We start from the raw sequence: 19842 nt of genomic DNA, 5'->3' as shown, positions 1-19842 counted from the left end.
CCTCAAGTCTCAGGCGATGCGCGCTCCGCCTTTGTTGTCGCGCAACGCCCCCAAGACGTGCCAGCCGATATACAGCAACGCCAACACCAACGCCGGCCCCCAGATCACCAGGGCCTTGGCCACGACAGCCGCTGCCAGCACCAGCCGCAGCACCTGCTCGACGCGCGTCATGGGCCGCATGTCGTAGCGCGACAAAGCGCCCGCCATAAGGTACAGCCCCAGCCCAACGCGCCCCAGCACAAGCAGCAGCCCGCCCCAATCGATCCCCGGGCCGTAGCCGTCCAGAAACGTCATTGCGCCGGGTGACGCGTTCGGGTCCAGCTTTGCCGCATCAATCAACAGCAGCTCGGGGTAAAAGGCAAAGACGAAGGGCAATACGAACATCACGATCCCTGCCCGCACGGCGGCAAAGCCTGTTTGCATCGGATCCGCCTTCGTGATCGACGCCGCAGCAAAGGCCGCCACCGCCACTGGTGGGGTGATCGCGCTCGCCACCGCAAAGAAGAAGATGAACATATGCGCGGTGAAGTTCGCGATGCCGAGGCCCACCACCAGTGGCCCCATCAGCAGCGCCACGTTCACGTAGGCCGGCACCGTCGGCATCCCCATGCCCAGTAGAATTGCCAGCAACATGGTCACCACCAGCGCCGCAAACAGGAACACGCCGCCGCTTTGGACCTGTGCGCCGAAGTCGCGCAACAATCCCAGCACGTCGCGCGCCACGAAGCCGCTCAAGCCGGTGAAGTTCAGGCTAAAGTCGATCACCGACACCGACAGGAACATCAGATACAACGTTGCGATCAGCACACCCGCATCCGCGAACGCCGCGATCAACTGTCGCGGTGCCTTGCGAAAGTCCGGGTCCAGCCAGAACAACGCTGCCAGCAGGATCACCGCCCACCAGCCCGCGCTGCCTGCATCCCCGGCAGAGTTCTGCACGATCTGAAAGAAGAACGGCAGATCCTGCGCGACACAGGCCGCGCCGACCCCGGTGCGCTCCACCCCGAACAGGGTGCCGAAAACGCCGCAGCCCACGGCCTCCTTGGGGGTCACAAGCAAGAACAGGATCAGCAGGATTGGCAGGAAGATCATCATCAGGTTGATGCGGTCCTGGCCGTTCAACATCATGTCAGGTGTCTTGTCGCCCACCGCCGGGATGTTCTGCTTGCGCGCCTGGAACACCACCGTCAGGAACAGGCAACCAAAGTAGGCCACCGCCGGAATGATCGCGGCAATAATGACTTCGCGGTAGGGCACCACCGTCATCGCCGCGAGGACAAAGGCCGCAACCCCCATCACCGGCGGCATGATTTGCCCCCCGGAGGAGGCCGCCGCCTCCACCCCACCGGCAAAGCGTTTGTCGAAACCGCGCTTGAGCATCATCGGAATGGTCAGAACCCCGGTGGACAGCACGTTGACCACAGGCCCGCCAGAGATCGTGCCGAACATGGCGCTGGACACGATGGCGGCGTGGGCCGGTCCGCCCTTCAGCCGCCGGGTCCACAAGAACGCCAGCTTGATCAGCGACTTGCCACCGGCAGAAATGCCGAACAATGACCCAAGCACGATATAGGGAAACACCGTCGACAGCAGAATGCCCATGAAGCGCCCCAGCAAGCCCTGGGCGTTGTTCACCAGGATGTCTTCGACGTTGGGCCGACCGTCCAGCAGGCTGCGCGGTTCGCCCCCCAGCTTGGTGATCAGGTACTTGTCCATGTCATCGGCGCCAAAGACATACCAGATGGCCACGGTCAGCAGCGTGTAGGCAAAGATGGCGATGGCCACGCCCACCAGCGGCAGCCCCCAGACCTTGATGTTGTACCCCAGGAACACAGCGATCCCCAGGCCGACAACCAGAAACAGCCAAGGCCCCAGTTCGTTGATGCAGGAGGGATCGTCCACGGACGTCGGCGCAGGCAGCCCGAACATTTCGGCAAAGGCGATCTCCTCGGACAAGGCGCGCGCAATCAATGCCTCCCGTTCGCCGGTCATCTGGTCGATGATGCAGATGGAATCGATTTCGATGATGTAGGTGGCAGAGATCACGACGGCCATGACCACCAGCGCCACATCCATCACGGCACCAAAGCGCACGCGACCCGGGCTCATGTCGCGGGACCGCCAGTCCGCCCACCACGAATGTTGTGCCGCAACGGTCAGCATCATCAGGACAAAGGCCAGCGGGTACAGCCACTCGTAGGGGAATTTGCGGATGCTCACGCCCCAGCTGTCCAGCAGCCAAGCGTCAAGACCGGGGATCGACGGGATGGTGTTGAACATGCCGATCACCACCAGCACAAGCCCAAGGGCCCGCGCGGCGCGCTTCAGCGGCGGAAAGGGGGCGGTATCGCTCATCGCTCTCTCTTATCAAAAGGGGGTTGGCCCCGACCCTCCCGAGCCGGGGCACGGGGTCATTCCGCGCAGTCGGGAATGTCGTAGCCGGCCTCTTCCCACGCGGCGATGGCCCCGGGGTGGTACTTGAGGTTGAGCTGCCCGCAAAAGCCGGTGGCCCGCTGTTCCACCACGTCAAAGTTCACGTTCCCCGCGTAGGGCGCGCGCTTTTCCAGCTCCGGGATCGACGCGATATAGGCGGCGGTGATCTCCTTGACCAAGGCCTCGTCCATATCTGCATGGACCATCGCCGCAAACGGGACGCCCGGCGACCGGAAAACGCCGTCCTCGGAAATCAGCGTCACGCCCTGATCGGGACCGTAGCCCATGTCCTCTTCGCGGACCTCGACCGGCGCGTTGCCCGGCGCGGACAGGAACCGCTGCATGCCCTCGCTTTCCCAGATGTCCTTGGGGAACGACACGATGTTCACGTCGCCCGCTGACAGCGCGGCGATCACACGATCCGATGGCATGGTGATCGGCACCATGAAGGCTTCGGCCGACCCATCGACAAGGGAGGTCATCAGCTGCCCCCAGTTGGTCTGCACGCCGGTGTAGCCTTCGCCTTCCTTCAACCCGCCAGAGCCGAGCATCAGCGTCTGCCGTCCAACCGTCAGCGCCGCGCCACGGGGCGGGCCGTTCCAGATGGTGCGCCCTTCGATATCGCTATAGCTCTTGATGCCCGACGCAACCGGCGCGAAGAGGCCATATGCCCCTGCGTTAAACGGCGCGATGGCGCGAATGTTGCCCGCCAGAGCCTTGCCGTCTTCGCCCAGCGCGCTGAACGGGCCACGACCGTTTTCCAACAGGAAATACAGGATGGTCGGCGCGGTCACGATGTCGGATTTGCCCTCGCCCACGTTGACGATGGAATTTGTCGCGGTCTGCCCTTCCTGCACCTGCATGTCGGCCAGCCCGTCTCGCGACAGCACATCGGCCAGATGCAACATCATCAGATGCGGCGAATTCCCCGCCGAAGACGTCTCGGCGCTCAGGTTCGCTTGCGCATGTGCACCGCCCGCAGCCAGCGCCATCGCGCCTGCCAAAAGGGCCCTCTTCATCAGTCCAGCCATGTTTTCCTCCCTATGGTCCGGTTGCGGCCTTGCCGCTTATGTCGTCATGTCCGGGGCTTTGCGGCCCCGATACTTCGCCGTCAGCGCATCAGGCAGTTCGTCCTCCTCGACGATGCCGATCAGCACCCCAGTCCGTCCCGGCCCGGCTGTGCGGGCCTTGCGGATCTCCTCACTGGTGATGGTGGTGCGCGCCGCCGGCCGCCGCGCCCAGGCGTCCAGCCGCGCATACATCTCGTCGATGACCGCTGCATGATCGGCGCTGGCGCCAAGATCCTTCACCTCGTCGGGGTCATTCACCAGATCGAACAGCATCGGGCGATGCCCGGACTCGAAATGGATCATTTTCCACGCCTTGGTGGCGACCATCATCATCCGCGCTTCTTTGGGATCAAGGTCCAGTTTCCCCGCCAGAGGACTGCTCGAATAGTCATATTCGCAGATCACCTGTTCACGTTCTGCCGGATGCCCCCCGCGCAAGAGCGGCAACAGCGACGTGCCTTCCAGAACGTGATCCAGCTTGTCGGCATCGCCGCCCGCCACCTCAACAAAGGTGGGAAGGAAGTCGAGACATTCCACCAACGCATCGCTGACCGTGCCGCGCGTGGCATCGGCCTCGGGCGCAGGGTCATACACGATCAGCGGCACCTTGACCGACGCATCGTGGAAAAACGTCTTCTCGCCCATCCAGTGATCGCCCATGAAATCGCCATGGTCGGAGGTCACCACGATCATCGTGTCCGCCATCCGGCCCGAGGTTTCGAGGTAGTCGAACAGCACGCCCATCTGGTCGTCGCACTGCTTGATCAGCCCCATGTAGGCGCCCAGAACCTTGTCGCGCACATCATCGCGCGAGAACGCCTTGCCGATGACCGACTGCTGAAAGCCCCGGAACACCGGGTGATCCGTTTCACGCTCCGCCTCCGTGCGCACCGGCGGCAGGAAATCCTCCGGCCCGTACATGGAGGCGTATGGCTCCGGCACGATATAAGGCCAGTGCGGTTTGATATAGGACAGGTGGCAGCACCACGGACCGTCCGCCTGCTCCATGAACTCGATCCCCCGGCGCGTCAGGTAGGGTGTCTCCGAATCGTCCTCGCGGATATTGGCCGCCTTGTCGGAGTTTTCGAGGAACCAGCCCGACAGCACATTGCCCTCGTCGTCACGCGCGGAATTGGCAAAGTCATGCCATGGGTTGTCCGACTCATACCCCTTGTCGCGCAGATATTCGTTGTATTTCAGCGCGCCGCCTTCGTCATACAGACCGTCCGGCCCTTCCGGGCGCATCCCGTCGTCACGTTCGAACACGTCGAATCCGCATTCGCTGACCCGTGCGCCGATCACCGAATCCGGCTCCAGCCCCAGCCGCCGCATCCCTTCGGAATCGGCCGCCATATGGGTCTTGCCCACCAGCGTACAGCTCATGCCAAGATCACGCAGGTGGTCGCCCATGGTCAGCTCCCCAACCTTCAGCGGCGTATTGTTCCAACTCGCCCCGTGGGAATGTACATAGCGCCCGGTATAGGTCGACATCCGCGAGGGTCCGCACAGCGGCGACTGGATGATGCACCGGTTGAACCGCACGCCCTTCGATGCCAGCCGATCCAGGTGAGGGGTCTGCAAAGACGGATGCCCGTAGCACGACAGGTAATCCCATCGCAGCTGATCGAACATGATGAAAAGGATATTCTTCGGTGCCGCCATGTGCTCCGGTGCCCTCCCTGAAACGGTATCAGTGCCCTCCCCGGCACTCTTCTTTCCCAGACTAGCCTGTTAAATCACCTCAGGAGAAATAGAATTCGTGATGCACCTATATCAAAAAAGGCATGTCACGCATACACCTTCGCGGCCAAACGCACCTCCGCGGCAAAGGCCTCCGCCGCCGGGCTCAGCCCGCGGCCTGTGCGATAGGATATGCCGACCGACGACACCAATTCCTCGCCCGTGGTGTCCAGAACAACGAATTCGCCAGCCGCAACCTCCTGCCGGATGGCCCCCAGCGGAACGGCCGCCACCGCCTCCGAGCGGCGCAACAAGGCGCGGGTGAACTCGAAGGAAACCGTCTCGATCACATTGGGAAAGGCGTTGATGCCGCGGGCCGTGGCGAACTTGTCCAGTTCCCGCCGGATGATGGTTCCGGGCAGGGGCAGCACGATCAGCCCCTCCGCCACCTCGCCCAGCGTCACCACCTCCGCCCGCGCGGCCAGCGGATGATCCGCGCGCACCGCAAAGACGATCGCCTCGGTGAACAAATGCTCGAACGACACGCCTTCCATGTGGTTTAAACTTAGAAGCCGCCCCAACAGCATGTCGATGTCGCCGCGGTTCAACCGCTCGATCAGCTCCGGCACAGTGGCCCAGTGCAAGGATAAAGGCACGTCCGGCCTTGCGGTCTTGAACGTGGCGGCGGCCTCGACCCCGATTGTGCGTGCCACATTGGGCAGCATCCCCACGGAGACACGCGCCCCTTGCTTGATCGGACGCAAACCCTCGGCGATCTGCGCCATGGCCGGGTCAAGATGCCGGTGCAGCCGCGTGCCTACCTCCGTCAGCGTCAATTCCCGCCCACCCCGCAGGAACAAGGGTGCGCCCACCAGGGCCTCCAACTCCGCCAGCGACCGCGATACGGCGGGCTGCGAGCTGTGCATCTCTTCCGCCGCAGCGGTCATGGACCCGGTCCGCGCGGTCGTCAAAAAGCACCGCACATGCCGCATCCGCAAGCGTGCCGCGATGTCCCGCGCGGTCACGGTCGCACCTGTTTTTGCGATAAATTCATAACAAACCCTCCCCGCCGGTCAGGGTTGCGCGAAACGCCCCGGCCTCGCAAGGGCAACCCTATCGAACAAGAGGGCCGCGCCCATTTATGCGCCAAACGGCAGGTTGCCAGCCAATCGAAGCGATTACAGGGTTGCCCGAAATCGTCTTTAACAACATGCCCTTCGTGCCCGATCCTGCCCCTGACAACTGGCGCAATGTCCTGCGCTGCTAAATGATGGGGCAGCCGCTCGCTGAAGGGGTTGCCGATACCCCGCCCGATGTCCTGCGGTGCGTCGAGACCGAATTAACCTACGAGCTGCCTCGGGGTATCGAGACAATCAAAGTTCGAATGCAAACCGATGGTGACACCATTGGCGATCCCGGCATCTTCACCATGGACGATTTCGAGACCGGCCCGACCGTTCCGGCCATCGCGACTGGCACGCTCAACAGCAATGCCGCGAACGCCCGCCCTCCGCCGGGCCTGCGGAGCCATAAGTGCGGGGAGGCCCACCGTTCGGGTCTGCTTTCAGCTGGCTGCAATCTTGCCCAGCTTCAGATTCGATTTCCCGTTGAGGACCGGCAGTGGCTTAGCGCCTGTCCACAGATGCTCATGGCGAACTCTACGAATTTTTTTCAAATGACAGGAAAAACCGGTGATCCAAGAAAAGCAAAAGCGCCAACCGACATGTCGATAGGCGCCGAACTTATCTTAAAAACGACAATCTTATTGTCGCCCATCAAGGATGGTACAGTGGTGAGCCGTGCAGGATTCGAACCTGCGGCCAACTGATTAAAAGTCAGTTGCTCTACCAACTGAGCTAACGGCCCACTGTGTGACGCGGTGTCTAAAAGGAACGGCCGATACCGTCAACCCTGTTTTCCGGCTTTTTGTCACGGAACCTACATTTTTCTCGAAGCTCATGTTTTTCAAATGAAAAACGTCTGCCGTGAGAGGTCGTCGACACCCACACCGTCCGGTTGCAGCGCGGCGGTAACGCGCGGACATGGCGCCCCCCGCATTGCTTCGGGACATGTGTCTACGCTTCGCCCAGTGACCTCTTGTGCCGCGGCCGCGTCGAACGCTTTGAGGCGCTCGACCTCGGTCACCACGTCATCAAACGACACCTACATCGGCAGCTCGCCCGGCCAGGTTTCGCCCTCCTCGACCGCAAAGAGGACGTCGCGTGGCAAGGCATCCGGGTCGTGGGGCGCGGCCAAGCAGGGCAACCCAAAGACCTCACTCAAGGCACGTGCCTCCTGCCGGCACCAGTGCCTCGGCACCGAAATGCAGAATGCACGCGGCGCGCACGCTTCGACACACCCTGCAAGGCGCGGCAATGTTCCCCATCGGCCAGAGGAGGATGGCGCACAGGCGCGACACGCGCACCGGTGCCGATGCGACGCCAACGCGGGCAAGATCTGAGTCACAAGACCAAATCGTTTCATCCTCGAATTGATCTAAAAACTGCCCGTAAAGCCCTCTCCGGCCCCGGTTCACGACACTGTAACAGGCCGCGCAGGCCTCTGGCGAAACCCATCTGACAGGCGTATAGGCGCGGACATGGACCAGACGCGCACACAGACCGGATTGCCCTTCATGAAGATGCATGGCCTCGGGAACGACTTTGTCGTGATCGACGCCCGTGTGCAGCCTGTCGAGGTCACGCCCACACTCGCCAAGAAGCTGGCCGACCGGCATATGGGCGTGGGCTTTGACCAACTCGCGCTCATCGAGGACGGCGGCAATGCCGACGCGCATCTGGTGTTCCTGAACTCCGACGGCTCCACCTCGGCGGCCTGCGGCAACGCCACCCGCTGCATCGCGCGCTTTCTGATGGATGAGACCGGGCGCGACGCGCTGACCCTGACCACCACCCACGGTGCGCTTCGGGCGGTGGACGCGGGCAACGGCCTGACCTCGGTGAACATGGGGCCGCCGGTGCTCGACTGGGCCGCGATCCCGCTGGCGCGCGATGTGAACACCCTGCATTTGCCCATCGACGGCGACCCGGTGGCGACCTCCATGGGCAACCCGCATTGCACCTTCTTCGTGGACGATGCCGAGGCCGTGGACCTCACCACCTTTGGCCCCAGGATCGAACATGACCCGCTCTACCCCGAGCGCACCAACGTACAGGTCGCCTCCCTCGTCGGTGAAAACCACTTGCGGATGCGCGTCTGGGAACGCGGCACGGGTCTGACGCTGGCGTCTGGCTCCTCCTCCTGCGCGACCGCCGTGGCCGCCGCACGCCGTGGCCTCACCGGGCGCGCGGTGCGCATCGACCTCGACGGCGGCACGTTGCACGTGGATTGGCGCGAGGACGGCGTCTGGATGACCGGCCCAACCGCGCATGTCTTTACCGGCGTGCTGACCCCGGAGTGGCTGAGCCATGACTGACGCACCCAAATTCACCACCCTCGGCTGCCGCCTGAACGCGTATGAGACCGAGGCCATGAAGCGCCTCGCCCAAGACGCAGGCCTCACCGACGCGATGATCGTGAACACCTGCGCCGTGACCTCCGAGGCCGTGGCCAAGGCGCGCAAGGAAATCCGCCGCCTGCGTCGCGAAAACCCCGATGCGCCGCTGATCGTCACCGGCTGCGCCGCGCAGATCGACCCGGACTCGTTCAGTGCCATGGACGAGGTGAGCCACGTCATCGGCAACACCGAAAAGCTCGACCCGCAGACCTGGACCCGCCTCACGCCGAACTTCATCGGCGAGACAGAGCGCGTGATGGTCAACGACATCATGTCCGTGCAGGAAACCGCAGCCCATCTGATCGACGGCTTCGGCACCCGCTCGCGCGCCTATGTGCAGGTGCAAAACGGCTGCGACCATCGCTGCACCTTTTGCATCATTCCCTACGGTCGCGGCAATTCCCGCTCTGTTCCGGCGGGCGTGGTGATCGACCAGATCAAACGCCTCGTGCAGGAAGGCTTCAACGAAGTCGTCCTGACCGGCGTCGACCTCACCTCCTGGGGCGCGGACCTGCCAGGTGAACCCCGCCTTGGCGATCTGGTCATGCGCATCCTGAAGCTGACCGACGTGCCGCGCCTGCGCATTTCCTCCATCGATTCGATCGAGGCGGACGACAATCTGATGCAGGCCATCGCCACCGAACCCCGCCTGATGCCGCACCTGCACCTGTCGCTCCAGCACGGCTCTGACCTGATCCTGAAGCGGATGAAGCGCCGGCACCTGCGCGACGACGCCATCGCCTTCACCGAAGAGGCGCGCAAACTGCGCCCCGGCATCACCTTTGGCGCGGACATCATCGCCGGCTTCCCGACGGAGACCGACGACCACTTTGCCGACTCGCTCAGCCTTGTGGAGGCCTGCAACCTGACATGGCTGCACGTCTTCCCCTACTCCGCACGGCCCGGCACGCCTGCGGCAAAGATCCCGCACCGCGTCGACGGCCCCACGATCAAAGACCGCGCCGCCCGTCTGCGCGCCGCAGGAGGGGCCGCCGTCGCCCGTCACTTCAGCGCCCAGCACGGCCAGACCCATCGCATCCTGATGGAGGCCCCGGACATGGGCCGGACCGAGCAATTCGCCGAGGTCAGTTTTGCAACGCCGCAACCCGTGGGTCAGATCATCAACGCGCGGGTAACTGGCTACCAAGGCAATCGGCTGACCGCGACCCCCTGTTGACGCCAGGCCATAATCGCGCGCCCATCTGAGCGCGCGGGCTTTACCCAGCGGCAGCATCGTGAGACCCATATGGAAACGACAGGGGACAGCCGATGCACCCGAATCCCAACTTTCGCAAGACCAACCCCGCTGCGGCCATCGCCTTCGCCCGCGCCCGCAGCTTTGGCATTCTGACCGCCTCGACCGAGGGCGCGCCGCTTCTGGCGCACATCCCCTTCCTGCTCGACGAGGGTGGCACGGAGGCACAGCTGCACCTTGCCCGCTCCAACCCCATCGCACGCATCTGCACGGAGGCGCCGCTGCCGGTCACGCTCGCCGTGTCTGGCCCGGATGGTTACGTCTCCCCCGATTGGTACGGCATCGACGATCAGGTGCCGACGTGGAACTACGTCGCCGTCCACCTGACCGGCCTTCTGCACCCCCTGCCCGCCGACGCCCTGCCAAGGATGCTCGCCGCGCAATCCGCCGCCTTCGAGGACTACATCCCCGGCAAGGCCCCCTGGACCATGGACAAGATGACGGCAGAGACCACCGACCGCTTCATGCGCATGATCTTGCCGTTCCGGTTGCAGGTCACGGACCTGCACAGCACGTTCAAGCTGAACCAGAACAAACCCGACGCGGTCCGCCAACGCGCGGCCCGTCATGTGCAGGACGGCTTTGGAATGGAGCTGGAGCAGCTGAGCGACCTCATGCGCGCGCCCCCGCAGGACGGATGACATACAACCGGAGGCAAGGCATTTGGATCAATTGCGTTCCGTCCTGAAATCCGCCATGACACCGCAATGAGCACCGCATCCCTCCAGACCCGCGCCCTCCTCGTGCACCTGTTGACCGCCACCGGCGCGGTCTTTGCCATGCTGGCCCTGCTGGCCGCCGCGCAGGAGGACTGGTCCGTCATGTTCCTCTGGCTGGTGGTGGCCTTCGCCGTGGATGGTGTGGACGGCCCGCTGGCGCGCAAATACGACGTAAAGGTCAACGCCCCCCGGTTTGACGGCGTGCTGCTCGACCTCATCATCGACTACCTGACCTATGTGTTCATCCCGGCCTTTGCCCTGTTCCAAAGCGGCCTGCTGCCCGGCTGGACCGGCTGGTTGGCCATCATCGTCATCACCTTTGCCTCCGCGATGTATTTCGCCGACAGCCGGATGAAGACAACGGACAACTCGTTTCAGGGCTTCCCCGGATGTTTCAACATGCTGGTGCTGGTCATGTTCGCGGTGCAGCCCGGTTTCTGGGTCATCATGGGGCTTGTGCTCCTGCTGTCCGTGGCGATGTTCCTGCCGCTGAAGTTCATTCACCCCGTGCGGACGGAACGCTGGCGCAAGGTGTCTCTGCCCATCGCGCTGGCCTGGACCTTCTTTGCAGGCTGGGCCGCCTGGGTCGATTTCCACCCCGAAAGCTGGGCGCACTGGGGTCTGATCGTGACCTCGGTCTACCTGATCCTCGTCGGCATGGCGCAACAGCTCATCCCGATGCGCGACGCCACGTAAACCCAAACCTTACCGAAAAATATTCACGTGCAACGGCTTTGCCCGACCCGGATCGCGATCCGGGTTAACAACCAACCGGTTTTTACCGTCTAACCGGTCGGTTTGCAGGTTAATGCCCTCCACAAATGGGTTAAGTTCTGTTTACCCGTTGTGGCATCGCCCCGAAGCTACCCCAAGATATGGCAGCAAAACAGCGCACGCAGGGTTAACCCCACCGTGCGCTGCCCTCTTGCACCGGCCTCAAACCGCGCAATTAACCCTCAGGCCAGATCGCGAATCGCCGGATAGCTGGCGCGATACGCGGCGAAGGCCTCGGCATAGGCCTCCGTCAATTCCGCCACGGGCTGAACAGTGGCCCGCACCTCCGGCTTCACCATGATCTCGTCGACCGATCCGGCGCCGCAGCCCACCATGGCCAGCCGCGCAGCGCCCAGCGCCGCCCCGAAATCGCCCGCCGCCGGCAGGTCCAGCGGCTTGCCCAGCACCGTCGCGATGGTCTGCACCCAATAGGACGAAGCCGTCCCGCCGCCGATCGCCAACAGGCTGCGCAAGTCCGCGCCGGTCTTTTCCAAGGCCAGCGCACAATCGGCCAGCGCAAAGGCCACGCCCTCCATCACCGCCTGTGTCATGGCGCGACGATCCGTCGCCTGCTCGATGTTCAAAAAGCCGCCACGCACACGCGCATCATTGTGCGGCGTCCGCTCGCCCGACAGATACGGCAGGAACCGCAACCGCGCCGGGCCGGTGATCTCCTCGCCCAATTCGCGCGACAGATCCGCCGGCGACGCGCCTGTCACTCGGCTCAACCAGTTCAGCGAATCCGTCGCTGCAAGGATCACGCCCATCTGATACCACTGCCCCGGCACCGCATGGCAAAACGTGTGCACAGCACTTTCCGGCAGCGGCGCATAGCCATCACGCCCGGTCAGCAATACGCCAGAAGTTCCCAGCGAAACAAAGCCTTCGCCCTCCTTCATGGCCCCGACACCACAGGCGGACGCCGCGTTGTCCCCGGCCCCGCCGACGACGGACACGGTCCCTTTCATGCCCCATTTCTGCGCCAGATCAGGCCGCAGCGTGCCGCCAACCTCTGACCCTTCCACCAACCGAGGCATCTGCCCCCGCGTCATGCCGCCGGCGCCCAGCAGCACCTCGGACCAATCCCGCGCGCCCACATCCAGCCAGGACGTGCCGGCACTGTCCGACATATCGGCAAACAGCTCACCCGTGAGGTGATGGTTCATGTATCCGGCAGGCAGCACGACGGTCGCCACACGCTCGAACAGTTCCGGCTCATGCGCCGCCATCCATGCCAACTTTGGGGCGGTAAACCCCGGAAACACGATGTTCCCTGACAGCGCGCGCACCTGATCCGTGCCATCCAGCGCCGCCGCCTCGGCAAAGCTGCGCGTGTCATTCCACAGGATGCAGGGCCGCAAAACCGACCCGGCCGCATCCAGACAAACCGCGCCGTGCATGTGACCAGACACACCGATCCCCTGCACCGCGGCCATCTCGTTGGGATGCTGCGACGCCATCTGCGTCAGCACCTTGTCCACCGCAGCAACCCAAACCGCAGGGTCCTGCTCGGACCAGCCCGCGTGGGGATTCGCCGTCGCGTAGCTTTCCGAAACGGAATCCACCGGCACACCCGCGCCATCCACCAACAGCGCGCGCAGCCCCGAAGTCCCAAGGTCCAGTCCAAGATACATGCCATGCCTCCATGTTTGCGCTCACACAAACACCAAAGCAGCCCATCAAGTCAAACCGAAGCCCCCGGTTTCCTTGCTTTCCAGATCCTCAAGCCCACCGGGCCTCTGGACGCACACGCCGGCCCCCAAAGCGCACCGATAGAAAAAAAAGCGGGCACGGATCGTCAGATCCGCGCCCGCCCCCCGGCGATGAGCATGGCTCAGCGCAAAACCTTACTTGGATGCGGCGTCCAGAGCGTCCAACCGCGCCTTGAGCGCTGCGTTCTCTTCGCGGGCCTTCTGGGCCATGCCGCGCACCGCGTCGAATTCTTCGCGGGTCACAAAGTCACGATCCGCCAGCCAGCGGTCGATCATGCCTTTCATGGCGGTTTCCGCCTCGTCTTTTGCTCCCTGCGCGACGCCCATGGCGTTGGTCATCAGCTGAGAAATATCGTCAAATACCTTGTTGCGCGTCTGCATAACATCACTCCGGGTTGCGTTCCCAACCTATATGGGCTGCAAAGCGCCAATCCTCAAGGTTGACCTCCCACGTGATCCAACGGCAAGAGACGGATATGATCGCAGCCATCCCCTTCCCCGACCTCTCGTCCGAACTCTTCTCCATCGAGATCTTCGGCATGACCTTCGCCCTGCGCTGGTACGCGCTGGCCTATATCGCGGGCATTCTCATCGGCTGGCGCATCGCCGTCACAGCCGTCAAACGCGCGCAGCTTTGGCCCGGCAACCATCCCCCCGCCACCCCCACGCAGATCGAAGACCTGCTGACATGGATTATCCTCGGGGTGATCCTGGGCGGACGCTTTGGGTATGTGTTTTTCTACAATGCGCCCTACTATCTCGCGCATCCGCTGGAGATCCCGATGATCTGGCAAGGCGGGATGGCGTTTCACGGCGGCCTCCTCGGTGTCGTGATCGCGACCTGGATCTGGTGCCTGCGAAACCGTGCGCCGATCCTCTCCACTGCCGACCTGCTGGCGCTGGCCACACCGCCGGGGCTGCTGCTCGGCCGTCTGGCCAACTTCGTCAACGCCGAGCTTTGGGGCCGCCCGACAGACCTGCCCTGGGGCGTGATCTTTCCCGGCGCTGCGGCGCAAAACTGCGGCCAGGCCGTCGGAGAGCTCTGCGCCCGCCACCCCTCTCAGCTGTACGAAGCAGGCCTCGAAGGCCTCCTGCTTGGCCTGCTGTTGCTTGTGCTGGCGTGGCGTGGCGCGTTGAAACGACCCGGCGTGATCGCGGCCACTTTCTTCATCGGTTACGCCTGTGCGCGCATCTTCGTGGAATTCTTTCGCCAGCCCGATGCTCAATTCACGTCTGACACCGACGCCGTGGGCTACGCGCTGCAATTTGGCGGCGCGGGTGTAACGCAAGGTCAGTTGCTGAGCCTCGCCATGATCGTCGCGGGCCTCGTCTTTATCCTGCGGTCGCGGCGCACATGACCCCACTGCAGGACATCCTGATCCGACAGATCAGCCGCACCGGCCCTCTCTCGCTGGCCGAGTACATGGGCCTGTGCCTGTCGCACCCGGAACACGGCTACTACACCACCCGCGATCCGCTGGGCGTTGCGGGGGATTTCACCACCGCCCCCGAAATCAGCCAGATGTTCGGCGAGCTTCTGGGCCTCGCCCTCGCGCAAAGCTGGCTGGACCAAGGGGCACCATCGCCCTTCATCCTCGCCGAACTCGGCCCCGGACGTGGCACGCTGATGGCCGACATGCTGCGCGCCACAGCCCGCGTTCCCGGGTTTCAGGACGCCGCCCAGCTGCACCTCGTCGAAACCTCCCCCGCTTTGCGCCGCGAACAGGCACAACGGCTGCCCGGCGCCACCTTCCACGCCAGCCTGTCCGATCTGCCCGAAGGTCCGCTCTGGCTCGTGGCAAACGAGTTCTTCGACGCCCTGCCCATTCGCCAGTTCCAACGCCACGCCAACGGCTGGCAAGAGCGCGTGGTCGGCCTCAAGGACGACCGGCTGACGCTCGGCCTCACCGACCCCGCCCCGGTGGAGGCGCTGGACCACCGGCTCGACACCACTACCGAGGGGCAGATCGTCGAAACCTGCGCCTCTGCGCAGGCCTTGGCGCAGGACGTGGGACGACGCATTGCCGACCACGGCGGCGCGGCGCTGATCGTGGACTACGGCGGCTGGCGCAGCATCGGGGACACCTTCCAAGCGTTGCAAAAACACACCTCGGTCGACCCGTTCAAAACCCCCGGTCAGGCCGATCTGACCGCTCATGTGGATTTCGAGGCGCTGGCCCATGCCGCCATGCCCGCCGCCCACACATCCCCCACGCCGCAGGGCGTTTTCCTTGAAAGGCTGGGCATCACCGCGCGTGCGCAGGCGCTGGCCCGTGGCCTGAAAGGTGACGCGCTGGAAAGCCACATCGCCGCACATCGCCGGTTGACGCACCCCGATGAAATGGGGTCACTGTTCAAGGTGATGGCCCTTCACCCCGAAGGCACGCCCGCTCCACCCGCCCTCGACCCTCCTTTTCCGCTTCCATAGACTGCCACTCGCCATGACGCTCGAGATCATCACCGCCGACAGCCTGTCCCCCTTTCGCCACGGGTTCTTCACCCGGCGTGGCGGCGCGTCCTCTGGCGTGTTTTCCGGCCTGAACTGTGGGCCCGGGTCTTCGGACCAGTCAGAGATCGTGCAGATCAACCGCGCCCGCGTGGCCGACGCGATGGAGGTCGACATGCCCTCCCTCGTCACGGTGCATCAGGTGCATTCGGCCGACGCCGTGACCGTGGACGGGCCGATGTCCGACCCGCGCCCAAAGGCAGATGCGCTGGTGACAGCCACGCCCGGGCTCGCGCTGGCCGTGCTCACCGCGGATTGCCAACCCGTGCTGTTCGCGGATGCCGACAACGGCGTGATCGGCGCGGCGCACGCCGGCTGGCGTGGCGCGCGCGATGGTGTGCTGGAGGCGACGATCGACGCCATGGTGGCCCTCGGGGCAGAGCGCGACAGCATTTGCGCCGCCATCGGCCCGTCCATCAGCCAGCGCGCCTACGAGGTCGGGCCGGAATTTTTCGAGGATTTCCTCGCCGAAGACATGGAAAACGCACGTTTCTTTGCCGGTGGCGAAGGCGACCGCATGCATTTCGACCTGCCCTCCTACGGGCTGCACCGGATGCGCGCCGCAGGGATAGAGGCGGAGTGGACACGCCACTGCACCTATGCCGACCCGGACCGCTTCTACTCCTTCCGCCGCGCGACTCACGCGAAGGAGGCGGATTACGGGCGGTTGATCTCTGCCATACGCCTCTGACCCCCATACGCCTTTGACCCAAGGTGTTTCCGGCGCCCACCTGCTTCCGGAAACAATTGAATTGGCTCCGCGATATTATCCCATTCGGGTCACAAGTCCGCCCCATTTGAGGGGCAGTTTCAGTCTCAACGCAGCAAGGCACAGACCTTGGCAGACAGACCGGAAGGACGCTAAAATGAAGACCCGTTTCATCAAGTCGATCGTCGCCACCGCCAAGGCAAACGAAACCATGCGCATGCCGTGGGAACGCGGCACCGCGCGCTCGACCATGATCGCGTCGCGCAAGGCCCCGACGCCAAGTTCCCTCAAACGCGCCTGAAGGCTGATCATCACGCGAACGGACGGGCCGCAACACGCGACACCGTCATGACCCGCCCTCAAAGATCCCAAACAGCACCGTGCTCACCGACCTTGCAGAAGACCGGGCCAGATCGCCTTCCGGCAACGACCGGCTTCCATGGCACCGGGCCGCGCCAGAGGCAAAGCCCGGAACGCCCAGCACCGTGGGCGAATCGATGCACGCCTGTGCGCAGCCGATTCGCCTGATGTTTCTGCGGCCATGTTTACGGATGATGAACAATGGCACCGCTCAGCTTTGGATTAGGATGCGCAACAAACAGTTTTCACGATCAATTTTGACTAACGCCGAGAATTGAGGCTTATTCGGCGCCAATGAAGACGCGTAACCGTCCTTCTGTCGTTGTTGGTGGGGGCCAGCACGGATGTGACCAGCCTATAAAAGGTATCACATGACCAGTTTCCATCGCGGGTTCGCGCCTGCTGTTTACCCGGGCGGTCCTGCCCTCCCCTCCGAACACACTCAGCCGCTACATGACAGCGCCTCCCGAGCCGCGACACACATGCGCAAGTTCGAGATCGCCGTGCTGCGCCCTGATCTCTCGGTCGACTTCACCGAAATGCGCGCCCCGGCGACCCCGCTGTTCGAAGATTGCGCCGCAGCCTTTGCGCGCGGCACGCTGATTGACACGGTGCGCGGCCCTGTCGCGGTCGAGGACCTGATCCCCGGTGACTACATTCACACCGCAATGGGCCCGGAACCTATCGTCTGGATCGGCTCTACCAGTTACATCCCGAACCGCGCCGACGATGCCACCTCCCTGACCCGGCTGACCCGCGTGACGTCCGGTGCCATGGGGCCCGGCAATCCGCCGATGGACCTGTTGCTTGGACCGGCGGCACGGATGATCGTCCGCCACGCCAAGCTGAAAACCCTGCTCGGCCAGGAGGCTGTGCTGGCCCCGGTGAAAGACTATACCGACGGCGATCGCTTCCTGGAGGTCATGCCAGGCGGGACCGTACAACTGTATCATCTGATGGTGAAACGGCACACAACGCTGAAGATCGGCGGCATGGAGATCGAAACCTTTCACCCCGGCAACGCGGCGAGCCAGCAGTTGGGGGCAAAGACACGGGCGCTTTTCATGGCGATGTTCCCGCACCTCGAAGCGCTGGGTGACTTTGGTGAAACATGCGCGACGCGCACCACACGCGAGGTCATCGACAGCCTCATCAACACCTGATCGGGCAAGACGCGCGGCGGGGAAAGCCCCGCCCACGTCATTCGCAATGCCGCACGGTTCCGCTCAGGCGGAGCGACTCAGCCGTTCTTCAAGCACATCAAAGGGCACGCCCGGCTCATCCTTGGCGCCGCGAATGACCAGCGACGTCTTTACGCTGGCCACATTCGGCGCGGTCAGCAGATCACCTGTCAGAAAGCTCTGAAACGTCGAAAGATCCGGCGCAACGCACTTCAGGATAAAATCCACTTCGCCGTTGAGCATATGGCACTCACGAACCAGCGGCCATTGGCGACAGCGCCCCTCGAACGTGGACAGATCCGTTTCCGCCTGACTTTGCAGACCGACCATGACGAAAACCTGAACCTCGAATCCCAGGGCGCGCGAATCAACGTCTGCGTGATAGCCTTGGATGTAGCCCTGCTCTTCGAGCACGCGAACACGGCGCAAACACGGCGGGGCAGATATGCCCACCCGCTTGGCCAGTTCAACATTCGTCATGCGCCCGTCAGCCTGCAATTCAGACAGGATCTTGCGGTCTATGGGATCGAGCCGGTGCGACGGCATTGAGTTCTCCAAAAATCTCATATGCGACGCGGCTTGCTACAGCCGTTCAGGATTGACCTTGCCCGTCTGATACGGGAAACAGCTTCTTCCCGGGAAACACCTTCGCCCGTCGCGTTTTCGCGTTTGTTATACCAGCCGCGGGGGCGCACGCAATAATATTTCGCGAATGCGCAATATTATTAAAGGTAACTCGGAAAATCGCCCAAATTGACCGCAGCCACGCCGCGCGCCTGTCGGGCCGCGCACGGGCCTCTCATTGCACACACCCACCCAGTGGTTATATGGCAAGGCGAAACACGACTGTCCGGAGGCACCCCATGTCCGATACCCGTCATACGAAGGTTCTTATCATCGGCTCCGGCCCGGCAGGTTACACCGCCGGTGTCTACGCCTCGCGCGCCATGCTGAACCCGCTTCTGGTGCAGGGGCTGGAACCCGGTGGCCAGCTGACAACCACAACCGAAGTGGAAAACTGGCCCGGTCACTCCGAGATCCAGGGCCCCGACCTGATGGTCAACATGGAGGCCCATGCCCGCGCCATGGGCACCGAGATTGTCGGCGACATCATCACCAGGATCGATTTCGACGTGCGTCCCTTTGTGGCGCATGGCGACAGCGGCACCACCTACACGGCCGATTCGATCATCCTTGCCACCGGGGCCCGCGCCAAATGGCTGGGGCTGGAGAGCGAAGAGGCCTTCAAGGGCTTCGGCGTCTCGGCCTGCGCCACCTGTGACGGCTTCTTTTATCGCGGCAAGGAAATCGTCGTGATCGGCGGCGGCAACACCGCAGTCGAAGAGGCGCTGTTCCTGACCAACTTCGCCTCCAAGGTGACGCTGATCCACCGCCGCGATGAACTGCGTGCCGAAAAGATCCTGCAAGACCGCCTGTTCAAACACCCCAAGGTCGAAACGCTCTGGCATCACCAGCTTGACGAAGTGGTCGGTGACGACATGCCAAAGGGTGTCACCGGCGTGAAGGTGAAGAACGTGAACACCGGAGAGATCAAGGACATCCCCTGCGCTGGCGTGTTTGTCGCCATCGGCCACGCCCCCGCCAATGAGCTGGTGAAAGACGTGCTGGAAACCCACATGGGCGGCTATGTGGTGACAAAGCCTGACAGCACCGAAACCTCCATCCCCGGCATCTTTGCCGCCGGCGACCTGACCGATCACAAGTACCGACAAGCGGTGACAAGTGCCGGCATGGGCTGCATGGCTGCGCTGGAGGCCGAGCGCTGGCTGGCCGAACAGGGGTTGGAGGATGCCTCGACCCCCGACAAGGACGAGACCGAGCCACTGGGCTACGGCGCGCCTGTCGAAGCTGGTCACTAAATACATAAGCCCCCGGCCCACGCGCCGGGGGTTCCCTTTTGCCCAT

General features: G+C 63.5%; 18 protein-coding genes and 1 tRNA gene. 11 read left to right on the top strand and 8 right to left on the bottom strand.

Going from position 1 to position 19842, the window contains the following annotated elements; translation table 11 throughout:
• Positions 1 to 9: 9 nt before the first annotated feature.
• The 4 genes from J4E08_RS06660 to J4E08_RS06645 all read right to left on the bottom strand — a co-directional run bounded on the left by J4E08_RS06660 (position 10) and on the right by J4E08_RS06645 (position 6208).
• Positions 10 to 2355 carry a TRAP transporter fused permease subunit gene (locus J4E08_RS06660; protein ID WP_349537806.1) on the bottom strand — a complete coding sequence of 782 codons (2346 nt, stop codon included), beginning with the start codon at positions 2353 to 2355 and terminating at the stop codon, positions 10 to 12.
• Between the two features lie 56 nt (positions 2356 to 2411).
• Entirely contained in the window at positions 2412 to 3464 is a 1053-nt protein-coding gene (locus tag J4E08_RS06655; protein WP_349537805.1) for a TAXI family TRAP transporter solute-binding subunit, read from the bottom strand.
• A gap of 36 nt (positions 3465 to 3500) precedes the next feature.
• Entirely contained in the window at positions 3501 to 5165 is a 1665-nt protein-coding gene (locus J4E08_RS06650; protein ID WP_349537803.1) for a sulfatase-like hydrolase/transferase, read from the bottom strand.
• A 125-nt stretch (positions 5166 to 5290) separates the two neighbouring features.
• Positions 5291 to 6208 (bottom strand): LysR substrate-binding domain-containing protein, encoded by a 918-nt coding sequence (locus J4E08_RS06645; RefSeq protein WP_349537801.1) that lies wholly within the window; start codon positions 6206 to 6208, stop codon positions 5291 to 5293.
• Between the two features lie 116 nt (positions 6209 to 6324).
• Between J4E08_RS06645 and J4E08_RS06640 the strand changes: the two genes are divergently transcribed.
• Positions 6325 to 6450 carry a hypothetical protein gene (locus J4E08_RS06640; protein WP_349537800.1) on the top strand — a complete coding sequence of 42 codons (126 nt, stop codon included), beginning with the start codon at positions 6325 to 6327 and terminating at the stop codon, positions 6448 to 6450.
• A 523-nt stretch (positions 6451 to 6973) separates the two neighbouring features.
• Here the strand turns inward: J4E08_RS06640 and J4E08_RS06635 are convergent.
• Positions 6974 to 7049, bottom strand: a tRNA-Lys gene (locus J4E08_RS06635).
• A gap of 733 nt (positions 7050 to 7782) precedes the next feature.
• Between J4E08_RS06635 and dapF the strand changes: the two genes are divergently transcribed.
• From dapF to J4E08_RS06615, 4 genes are all read left to right on the top strand, one after another.
• Entirely contained in the window at positions 7783 to 8619 is an 837-nt protein-coding gene (dapF, locus tag J4E08_RS06630) for a diaminopimelate epimerase (protein WP_349537799.1), read from the top strand.
• Positions 8612 to 9877 carry a tRNA (N(6)-L-threonylcarbamoyladenosine(37)-C(2))-methylthiotransferase MtaB gene (gene mtaB, locus J4E08_RS06625; protein WP_349537798.1) on the top strand — a complete coding sequence of 422 codons (1266 nt, stop codon included), beginning with the start codon at positions 8612 to 8614 and terminating at the stop codon, positions 9875 to 9877. Before dapF ends, mtaB begins: the two co-directional genes overlap by 8 nt.
• 92 nt (positions 9878 to 9969) lie before the next feature.
• A complete protein-coding gene (locus tag J4E08_RS06620) occupies positions 9970 to 10596 on the top strand; it encodes an FMN-binding negative transcriptional regulator (RefSeq protein WP_349537796.1) in 627 nt (208 codons plus the stop codon).
• 66 nt (positions 10597 to 10662) lie between these two features.
• Positions 10663 to 11370, top strand: coding sequence for a CDP-alcohol phosphatidyltransferase family protein (locus J4E08_RS06615; protein WP_349537795.1), 708 nt, complete (start codon positions 10663 to 10665; stop codon positions 11368 to 11370).
• A 260-nt stretch (positions 11371 to 11630) separates the two neighbouring features.
• On the opposite strand, the gene xylB is transcribed toward J4E08_RS06615, so the two are convergent.
• Positions 11631 to 13082 (bottom strand): xylulokinase, encoded by a 1452-nt coding sequence (gene xylB, locus J4E08_RS06610; protein ID WP_349537794.1) that lies wholly within the window; start codon positions 13080 to 13082, stop codon positions 11631 to 11633.
• 213 nt (positions 13083 to 13295) lie between these two features.
• Entirely contained in the window at positions 13296 to 13541 is a 246-nt protein-coding gene (locus tag J4E08_RS06605) for an accessory factor UbiK family protein (RefSeq protein ID WP_349537793.1), read from the bottom strand.
• Positions 13542 to 13636: 95 nt separating this feature from the next.
• Between J4E08_RS06605 and lgt the strand changes: the two genes are divergently transcribed.
• The 5 genes from lgt (at position 13637) to J4E08_RS06580 (ending at position 17898) form a co-directional block, all read left to right on the top strand.
• Positions 13637 to 14518: a prolipoprotein diacylglyceryl transferase gene (lgt, locus tag J4E08_RS06600; protein ID WP_349537792.1), complete on the top strand. Its 882-nt coding sequence runs from the start codon at positions 13637 to 13639 to the stop codon at positions 14516 to 14518.
• Complete coding sequence (locus J4E08_RS06595) at positions 14515 to 15588, top strand: class I SAM-dependent methyltransferase (RefSeq protein ID WP_349537791.1); 1074 nt, start codon at positions 14515 to 14517, stop codon at positions 15586 to 15588. Before lgt ends, J4E08_RS06595 begins: the two co-directional genes overlap by 4 nt.
• A gap of 13 nt (positions 15589 to 15601) precedes the next feature.
• Complete coding sequence (gene pgeF / locus J4E08_RS06590) at positions 15602 to 16357, top strand: peptidoglycan editing factor PgeF (RefSeq protein WP_183962745.1); 756 nt, start codon at positions 15602 to 15604, stop codon at positions 16355 to 16357.
• A gap of 175 nt (positions 16358 to 16532) precedes the next feature.
• Positions 16533 to 16676 carry a hypothetical protein gene (locus tag J4E08_RS06585; RefSeq protein ID WP_349537790.1) on the top strand — a complete coding sequence of 48 codons (144 nt, stop codon included), beginning with the start codon at positions 16533 to 16535 and terminating at the stop codon, positions 16674 to 16676.
• 541 nt (positions 16677 to 17217) lie between these two features.
• Positions 17218 to 17898, top strand: coding sequence for a Hint domain-containing protein (locus tag J4E08_RS06580; RefSeq protein WP_349537789.1), 681 nt, complete (start codon positions 17218 to 17220; stop codon positions 17896 to 17898).
• Between the two features lie 63 nt (positions 17899 to 17961).
• Here J4E08_RS06580 and J4E08_RS06575 read toward each other — a convergent pair whose 3' ends face one another.
• Positions 17962 to 18462, bottom strand: coding sequence for an Lrp/AsnC family transcriptional regulator (locus J4E08_RS06575; RefSeq protein ID WP_349537978.1), 501 nt, complete (start codon positions 18460 to 18462; stop codon positions 17962 to 17964).
• Between the two features lie 317 nt (positions 18463 to 18779).
• Here J4E08_RS06575 and trxB point away from each other — a divergent pair, with 317 nt between their 5' ends.
• Positions 18780 to 19796, top strand: coding sequence for a thioredoxin-disulfide reductase (gene trxB, locus J4E08_RS06570; RefSeq protein ID WP_349537788.1), 1017 nt, complete (start codon positions 18780 to 18782; stop codon positions 19794 to 19796).
• Positions 19797 to 19842 lie beyond the last annotated feature (46 nt).

It is taken from the genome of Sagittula sp. NFXS13, from assembly GCF_040148795.1.
Classification (GTDB): domain Bacteria; phylum Pseudomonadota; class Alphaproteobacteria; order Rhodobacterales; family Rhodobacteraceae; genus Sagittula; species Sagittula marina.
Note: the sequence above shows the minus strand (reverse complement) of the source record. Positions and strands in the feature narration are given on the sequence as shown.

Excerpts from the sequence above, each read along its gene's own strand:
- J4E08_RS06660 (WP_349537806.1), bottom strand. The coding sequence starts at position 2,355 with ATGAGCGATACCGCCCCCTTTCCGCCGCTGAAGCGCGCCGCGCGGGCC.
- J4E08_RS06655 (WP_349537805.1), bottom strand. The coding sequence starts at position 3,464 with ATGGCTGGACTGATGAAGAGGGCCCTTTTGGCAGGCGCGATGGCGCTG.
- J4E08_RS06650 (WP_349537803.1), bottom strand. The coding sequence starts at position 5,165 with ATGGCGGCACCGAAGAATATCCTTTTCATCATGTTCGATCAGCTGCGA.
- J4E08_RS06640 (WP_349537800.1), top strand. The coding sequence starts at position 6,325 with ATGCGCCAAACGGCAGGTTGCCAGCCAATCGAAGCGATTACAGGGTTG.
- dapF (WP_349537799.1), top strand. The coding sequence starts at position 7,783 with ATGGACCAGACGCGCACACAGACCGGATTGCCCTTCATGAAGATGCAT.
- mtaB (WP_349537798.1), top strand. The coding sequence starts at position 8,612 with ATGACTGACGCACCCAAATTCACCACCCTCGGCTGCCGCCTGAACGCG.
- J4E08_RS06620 (WP_349537796.1), top strand. The coding sequence starts at position 9,970 with ATGCACCCGAATCCCAACTTTCGCAAGACCAACCCCGCTGCGGCCATC.
- J4E08_RS06615 (WP_349537795.1), top strand. The coding sequence starts at position 10,663 with ATGAGCACCGCATCCCTCCAGACCCGCGCCCTCCTCGTGCACCTGTTG.
- xylB (WP_349537794.1), bottom strand. The coding sequence starts at position 13,082 with ATGTATCTTGGACTGGACCTTGGGACTTCGGGGCTGCGCGCGCTGTTG.
- J4E08_RS06605 (WP_349537793.1), bottom strand. The coding sequence starts at position 13,541 with ATGCAGACGCGCAACAAGGTATTTGACGATATTTCTCAGCTGATGACC.
- lgt (WP_349537792.1), top strand. The coding sequence starts at position 13,637 with ATGATCGCAGCCATCCCCTTCCCCGACCTCTCGTCCGAACTCTTCTCC.
- J4E08_RS06595 (WP_349537791.1), top strand. The coding sequence starts at position 14,515 with ATGACCCCACTGCAGGACATCCTGATCCGACAGATCAGCCGCACCGGC.
- pgeF (WP_183962745.1), top strand. The coding sequence starts at position 15,602 with ATGACGCTCGAGATCATCACCGCCGACAGCCTGTCCCCCTTTCGCCAC.
- J4E08_RS06585 (WP_349537790.1), top strand. The coding sequence starts at position 16,533 with ATGAAGACCCGTTTCATCAAGTCGATCGTCGCCACCGCCAAGGCAAAC.
- J4E08_RS06580 (WP_349537789.1), top strand. The coding sequence starts at position 17,218 with ATGCGCAAGTTCGAGATCGCCGTGCTGCGCCCTGATCTCTCGGTCGAC.
- J4E08_RS06575 (WP_349537978.1), bottom strand. The coding sequence starts at position 18,462 with ATGCCGTCGCACCGGCTCGATCCCATAGACCGCAAGATCCTGTCTGAA.
- trxB (WP_349537788.1), top strand. The coding sequence starts at position 18,780 with ATGTCCGATACCCGTCATACGAAGGTTCTTATCATCGGCTCCGGCCCG.